The following is a 7,053-nucleotide window of genomic DNA, read 5'->3' as shown; positions in this document are numbered from 1 at the left end:
CCCGCTCCCCCCCCGCCTCCTCCTCTCCCCCCCGGGCCCCCCCCCCCCCCCCCGCGGGGGGGGGGGGGGGGGGCCCCCCCCCCCCCCCCGCGACTGCAGGCAGAAACCCGTGTACGTCCACTCCGCCGCCCAGGGCCTGCCCGCGCAGCACCACGGGATGGTCAACTACTGGAACGACGACCCGCTCACCGGCCCCGCGTGGACGGCGGCCCGGCAGCTGTGGAAGCAGGCCGACTTCGGCCCGCAGGACGTGGACGTGGCGCAGATCTACGACGCGTTCACCCCGCTGATCCCGCTGTCGCTGGAGGGCTACGGCTTCTGCGGCCGGGGCGAGGGTGCGGCGTTCACCGAGGGCGGCGCGCTGGAGACCGGCGGCAGGCTGCCGCTGAACACCGGCGGCGGCGGACTCAGCGAGGCGTACGTCCACGGCTTCAACCTGATCACCGAGGGCGTCGCACAGCTGCGGGGCACCTCGACGTCCCAGGTGCCGGGCGCCGGGACCTGCCTGGTGACCGCCGGCGAGGGCGTACCGACATCGGCACTGCTGCTGAGGAGCTGAGATGCTGCGACCGGTCATCGACGACGACGGCGCCCCGTTCTGGGCGTACGCGGCCCGCGGCGAACTGCGCGTCCAGGCGTGCGCCGCGCCCGCCTGCGGCGAGCTGCGCTTCCCGCCCCGCCCGTGCTGCCCCCATTGCGGTTCGTTCGATGTCGAATGGCGCCGGACGACCGGGCGCGGGCGTATCTGGTCCTACGTGCTCCCCCACCCGCCGCTGCTGCCCGGCTACGCCGAGCAGGCCCCCTACAACGCGGTCGTCGTCGAACTCGTGGACGCCCCGCGCATCCGGCTCGTCGGCAATGTGGTGGCGGCCCCGGACGCGCCGCTGAACTCCGTCGACCCGGCCCGGTTGCGCATCGGTGCCGGTGTGCGCGTGGTGTTCGACGGCGACGGAATGCCGCGCTGGCTGCTGGAGCGCTCATGAGCATCCGGGTGGAGACCGACGAGGACACCGGCGTGGCCCTGGTCACCCTCGACCGGCCCGCGAAGCACAACGCTCTCGATCTGGAGACCGCCGCCGAACTCGGCTCGGTGTGGCGGGACTTCCGCCATGACGCGTCGGTGCGCGCGGCCGTGGTCACCGGCGCCGGCGGCAAGGCGTTCTGCACGGGCGTCGACCGCTCGGCGGAGGTCCCGCAGCCGCCCTCCCCGTACTCCGTCGACGACCCGCTCCTCACCGTCGGCCCCAAGGCCAACGACCTGTGGAAACCGGTGATCGCCGCCGTGGAGGGGATGGCCTGCGGCGGCGCCTTCTACCTGCTCGGCGAGAGCGACTTCGTGATCGCCTCGCACGAGGCCACGTTCTTCGACCCGCACACGACGTACGGCATGGTCAGCGCCTACGAGACCGTCTACATGGCGCAGCGGATGCCGGCGGGCGAGGTGGCCAGGACGGCCCTGATGGGCACGGCGGAGCGGTTGACGGCCCGGCGGGCGTACGAGATCGGGCTGGTCTCCGAGCTGACCGGGCCGGGCGGCGCCGTGGCGGCGGCGCTGCGGGCCGCGGCGGTGGTGGCGTCGCACCCGACGGACGCCGTGCAGGGAACGGTCCGCGCGGTGTGGTCGGCCGGCGAGGCGGCGCGCGCACAGGCGCTCGCCCATGCCCCGCACCTGGTCGTACTCGGCAACCTGCCGCCGGAGCGGCAGGCCGAGCTCTTCGCGAGCGGGCGGGGCAGGGGTGGTTTTCGGCTGCGCTGAGCCCCGGTGACGCCGATCGCGGGTCTCAGAGGCGGCTGACCCGCGTGACCTCGCACTTGGTGTACTCGGAGCCGTCGCCGGTGCCGGTGTACGGCGTGGTCAGCTCGGCGCTCCGGGTGCCGCCCGCCGCGACGGCCATCCCGGCCTTGATCGCGGTGGCGGGGACCACGGCGCTGCCGGCGCCGCCGGTGAACTTCATGGTGACGTTGTAGTCGTAGTCCAGCGAGCCGCTGTTGTCGATGCTGATCTTCGCCGTCAGGTTCTTCGTCGCCGGGTCGTACTCGCATTCGTTGATCGTCACGTCGCGGGCGGCCTTGTCGGCACCGGTGCCGGGCACCGACCCGCCCGAACTGGCGCCACCGCTGGTGCCGTCGTCGTCGCGGTGGCTGTCGCCGCTGCTGGACGAGCTGGAGCTGCCGGAGTTGTCGCAGCCGCCACCGGAGCCGCGGGCTCCCGTCAGCGCGACGAGCGCTATCCCGAAGACGGCGATGGCGCGGACATGACGGATCTTCACGTTTCAACCCCTGTTGAAAGTGTCGGCAGATGGGCCCGATTGACGAGCGCACGTCACCCTGGCAGCGAGAACGGACACCCCGGACACAAGAGCGCCGACGGCGGCCGTCCCCCGTGGGGCGGCCGCCGTCGGCGTGACAGGACTCTTGCGCGGGGCGGGGCGGATCGCTCCGCCCCGCGGTTACTTCGTCGGCTTCTTCCCTGTGATGCCCAGATGGACCAACAGGGCCAGGTTCGGTTTCAGTTCGGCCTGCTTGACGCCCCAGGTCGTGAAGCCCTTCTGATGGGAGGCGACTGCCGCCAGCATCGCCACCAGCGACCCGGCCATCGCCGCGGGGCTGACGTCCTTGTCGACCCGACCCTTGCCCTGGAGCTCCTTGACGGCGTCCGTGAGCGAGTTGGTGACCGAGTTCAGGACCCTCATCCGGATCTTGTAGAACCGCTTGTCACCCTCGGCCGCACCAAGATCGACGACCCGGAGGATCGCGTCGTTGCGACGCCAGAAATCGAGGAATCCCTCGACCAGTTCCTCCGCGGTCCGCCAGCCGGCCTTGCCCGTCCAGGAACGCCCGGAGACCAATTCGGTCAACTGAGCACCCTCCTTGGCCATTTCCTCGGCGATCTCGAGAACGGCACCCTCGACATCGGGGAAGTACTGATAGAACGTCGCGGGCGAAGTGCCCGCTTTCCGAGCCACGTCGATGACCTTGACGTCCCGGTACGGCGAGGAACTGAGCATCTCGCTGAGGCAGTCGAGCAGCTTCTGCCGCGTCGCCTGGCCGCGTCGTCCGGCGACCCGGCCGTCGACGGTGCGCACTTGTCCTGTCATGCCGTCAGCTTACCGAGGGGTGATCGGGGCGCGATTCGGCCGACTGCAAATGGGGTGCCGACCACAGAACGCAATAGTGTTATCAACACCCTGTGGACAACTTCGGTGGACAACGCAACGCAACGAACCCACCACAAACGGCTCCGCGAGCCCGCTCCGGCCACCCCCCGCCGTCCGGCATATCGGGAGATTTCCGCTCAAAGGTTCGATTTGATTCCGCGCGCTACGCGTGATGCGCCGTTAGCTTGAAAGTGACGGGCACCACACCGGGCAGCACCGTGCACCACCCGGGCACCTCACCCAGGGAAGGAATCAGGTCCATGGCCGCATTCACAGAGGGCACGCCGTGCTGGGTGGACGCATCGCTCCCCGACGTGGAGGCGGGCAAGCGCTTCTACGGCGAGCTCTTCGGATGGACCTTCACCGAAGGGGGCGGCGGCCAGGCCCCCGGCGGCGGCGTACGCGCCCGGCACGCCGACGCGTACAGCGACGGACGCCTCGTCGCCGCGCTCACACCGAAGCGGGACGGGCGTATGCCCACCGTGTGGGGCGTCTACTTCGCCACCCCCGACGCCGCGGCCCTCGGCCGGCGCATCGCCGACCGGGGCGGCCAGGTGATCACCCACCCACTGCCCGCCGGGCCCACCGGCACCTCGGCGGTCGTCGCGGACCCGGGCGGCGCGGTGTTCGGGCTGTGGCAGGCGGGCGAGCGGGCGGGCTTCGAGAAGCACGACGAACCGAACTCGTACTGCTGGACCGAGGTGTACACCAGGGACCCGGAGCGCGCCGACGCCTTCTACGAGTCGGTCTTCCGCTTCCAGGGCACGGACCTGACCGGCCCCATGGCCGGCTTCCGCATCTGGTCGCCCGCAGGCACTGAACCGGGCGAGGCGACCGCCGTCGGAGGACGCAGCGTGATCACCGACGAGTTCCCGCCCGAGATGCCCGGTCACTTCCTCGTCTACTTCTGTGTGACCGACTGCGACGCGGCGGCCGAGGAGGTCGTCCGACTCGGCGGCCGGGTCCGCAGCGCGCCCGAGGACACCCCGTACGGCCGGATCGCCACCTTCGGCGACAACCAGGGCGCCGTCTTCGCGGTGCTGGCCGAGCCGGACCGGTCGGGCGCGCCCGCCGGGGAGCAGCACGGCGAGGAGATGTCCGAGGCGGGCGGGTCACAGCGGTCCGAGCCGCCGGCCCCGGAAGCCGCGAAGGAACCGGAAGCGGCCGGGACAGGGCCCTTGGAGGGCCCCGGCTCCGGGAGGCGCGGGGACGGGAGGCCGGACACCGCCCACCGGAAAGCAGGGTGAGTCCACCCCGCACTCCGTGCCGACGAGGGCCCCGCGCCCGTGCGCAGACCTCACAGGAGCGCCCGAATCGCGGTGAGACACCCCGATCCGCCCCCGGGTTCGCAACCGTGGCCCCGGACAGGAAGAATCAGGGTGCTCACCGCTGCGGGGCTCGATGGTGAGACCCTGCACGGGGCTGTAAGTGACGGGCTCCACTTCATGGGAGCCCGTACGGGGAGGTGGCACGCAAGTATGGAGCAGCTGACGCAGCACGACCCGAGACGGATCGGTCCGTTCGAGGTGCTGGGCCGGCTCGGTGCCGGCGGCATGGGACTGGTCTATCTCGCCAGGTCGGCGTCCGGCCGCCGGGTCGCGATCAAGACGGTGCGCACCGAGCTCGCCGAGGACCAGCTGTTCCGCGTCCGCTTCACGCGCGAGGTGGAGGCGGCCCGCGCGGTCAGCGGCTTCTACACCGCCGCCGTGGTGGACGCCGATCCGCGGGCCGCCGTGCCGTGGCTGGCGACCGCGTACGTACCGGCGCCCTCCCTCGAGGAGGTCGTCAACGAGTGCGGGCCACTGCCCGCACAGGCCGTGCGGTGGCTCGCGGCCGGCATCGCGGAGGCCCTGCAGTCCATCCACGGCGCGGGCCTCGTCCACCGCGACCTCAAGCCGTCCAACGTGCTGGTCGTCGAGGACGGGCCGCGGGTCATCGACTTCGGCATCGCGTCCGGCGTCTCCAACACGCGGCTGACGATGACCAACGTCGCCGTCGGCACCCCCGCGTACATGTCGCCCGAGCAGGCACGCGACTCCCGCAGCGTGACCGGCGCGAGCGACGTCTTCTCGCTCGGCTCCACCCTCGTCTTCGCCGCCACCGGGCACGCCCCCTTCCACGGCGCGAACCCGGTGGAGACGGTGTTCATGCTGCTGCGGGAGGGTCCCGACCTGGAGGGTCTGCCCGACGAGCTGCGGCCGCTGATCGACTCGTGCATGCAGATGGACGCCGGGATGCGGCCCACGCCCGAGGATCTGCAGGCGCAGCTCGCGCCGCACCTGTTCTCGTCCGGTGGCGACGACAGCGGCACCGCCTCCGCGTGGCTGCCCTCGCGGGCCAACGCCATGATCGAGACCCGCCGCGGGGGCGGCCGCCCCGCGGTCGCGGTCCAGCGTCCCGTGCCCTCCCGGCCCGCCACCCCGCCTCCCGTCCCGCAGGCACCGCCGCAGGCGCCCCCGCCGCCGGTCGCGCCCGCAGCCGCGCACTCCCCCGACGGCGGCCCGGTACTGCTGCCGGGCTCCAACGTGCCCATCGGTCCCGGTCCCCGGGTCGCGGAGACCGGCCGTGCCGCGGTCGCGGAGGCCGCCCCCGCCACCGGCTGGGTGCGCCCGCCCGGCGGGCGCAGCGGTGCGGAACCCGCAGGCGGCGCCGTGGCCACGGCCCCGTCGCCGGTCCCACCCCCCGCCCAGGCGCCGGACGCCGCGCCCGGTCACTGGCGGCCCTGGCGCTTCCGCATGTCGAACGACGTCTGGGGCACGCCGGTCGTCGACGGGGACCTGCTCTACGTCACCTCGTTCGAGGTCCACGCCCTGGACGTCGGCACAGGCCGCCGGCAGTTCAAGACCCGTGACGTGGCCTGGGCGATGGCGGTCGCCGCGGGCCGTATCCACGCCTCCGACGGCCCGACGCTGTACGCGCTGGACGCCACGAGCGGCACCGAACGCTGGCGGCTGACGACCGACGCCTGGGTGTACTCCCTCAAGGTCGACCGCGGCACGGTCCTCACCGGCACCCGCGGCGGCGGCGTACAGGCGTGGGAGGCGTCCAACGGCGAGAAGCTGTGGGAGATCACCGGGGCCCAGACCGACTTCGAGACCCCTGAGGCCGGGCCCGCGGTCTTCGGCGACACCGTGTACGTGTGGAAGGACGCGCGACTGCGCGCCCTGGAGGCCCGGACGGGTGACGAGCGCTGGTCGTACCCGATCGGCGACGCGGCCTCGTGCGGGAACGTGCCCGTGCGGGTCCAGCCGGCGCCCGACGGATACGTGTACGTCTCGGCGGGCACCCGCGTGCTCGCCGTCGACATCGCGTCCGGACTGGTGCGCTGGCACTTCGAGGCACCGGCCGTGTTCCTCTCCCCGCCCGCCTTCGCCCCCGGCCCCGCCGTGACCGGCGGCGGCGTGTACCTCGCCGACTACCTCGGCACCGTGTACGCCCTCGACGCCACGACCGGCAAGGACCGCTGGCGCATCGCGACCGAGTCCCGCCAGTCCGGCGAGCCGGTCCTGGTCGCCGCGGGCAACGTCCATGTCGGCAGCGGCAGTGCGCTCTACACACTGGACGCGGTGACCGGCACACCGATGTGGCGCTTCGCCGCCGGCGGCGAGGTCGTCGGCGCGCCGGTCGTCGCGGACGGCCGCGTGCACTTCGGCTCCGCCGACCACGTCCTCTACACGCTCGACGCGAGCGGCGGCCAGCTCCGCTGGAAGCTCGCGACGGGCGGCGAGATCACGGGTTCGCCGGTGGCGCAGAACGGTGTGGTGTACGCGTGCAGCAAGGACCGGTGCGTGTACGCGCTGGACGCGGTGAAGGGCACGGCGACGGGCCGCGGCACCCGCTGACGCGCGCGGCGGGGCTGCCGGACCGCCGGGCCGCTGCGCGGGCTTGTCCCCTC

5 protein-coding genes and 2 pseudogenes are annotated in these 7,053 nt (G+C 72.9%); 5 read left to right on the top strand and 2 right to left on the bottom strand.

Annotated features, from left to right (window positions below):
- Positions 1-88: 88 nt before the first annotated feature.
- The 3 genes and pseudogenes from AB0903_RS14390 to AB0903_RS14380 all read left to right on the top strand — a co-directional run.
- A pseudogene (locus AB0903_RS14390) lies at positions 89-559 on the top strand (lipid-transfer protein); the annotation flags it as partial.
- A gap of 1 nt (position 560) precedes the next feature.
- Positions 561-983, top strand: coding sequence for an OB-fold domain-containing protein (locus AB0903_RS14385; protein ID WP_366702510.1), 423 nt, complete (start codon positions 561-563; stop codon positions 981-983).
- Positions 980-1,756, top strand: a complete 777-nt coding sequence (locus tag AB0903_RS14380; protein WP_366702508.1) for an enoyl-CoA hydratase/isomerase family protein — start codon at positions 980-982, stop codon at positions 1,754-1,756. Before AB0903_RS14385 ends, AB0903_RS14380 begins: the two co-directional genes overlap by 4 nt.
- 25 nt (positions 1,757-1,781) lie before the next feature.
- Here the strand turns inward: AB0903_RS14380 and AB0903_RS14375 are convergent, their stop codons facing one another.
- Complete coding sequence (locus tag AB0903_RS14375) at positions 1,782-2,270, bottom strand: hypothetical protein (protein ID WP_366702506.1); 489 nt, start codon at positions 2,268-2,270, stop codon at positions 1,782-1,784.
- Between the two features lie 180 nt (positions 2,271-2,450).
- Complete coding sequence (locus tag AB0903_RS14370; RefSeq protein ID WP_366702504.1) at positions 2,451-3,098, bottom strand: TetR family transcriptional regulator; 648 nt, start codon at positions 3,096-3,098, stop codon at positions 2,451-2,453.
- A gap of 320 nt (positions 3,099-3,418) precedes the next feature.
- Between AB0903_RS14370 and AB0903_RS14365 the strand changes: the two are divergent.
- Positions 3,419-4,210: pseudogene (locus AB0903_RS14365) on the top strand (VOC family protein); the annotation flags it as partial.
- 426 nt (positions 4,211-4,636) lie between these two features.
- Entirely contained in the window at positions 4,637-7,000 is a 2,364-nt protein-coding gene (locus AB0903_RS14360) for a PQQ-binding-like beta-propeller repeat protein (RefSeq protein ID WP_366702502.1), read from the top strand.
- Positions 7,001-7,053: the final 53 nt, after the last annotated feature.

This window comes from Streptomyces sp. NPDC048389, assembly GCF_040706335.1.
Taxonomy (GTDB): Bacteria; Actinomycetota; Actinomycetes; order Streptomycetales; family Streptomycetaceae; genus Streptomyces.
Note: the sequence above shows the minus strand (reverse complement) of the source record. Positions and strands in the feature narration are given on the sequence as shown.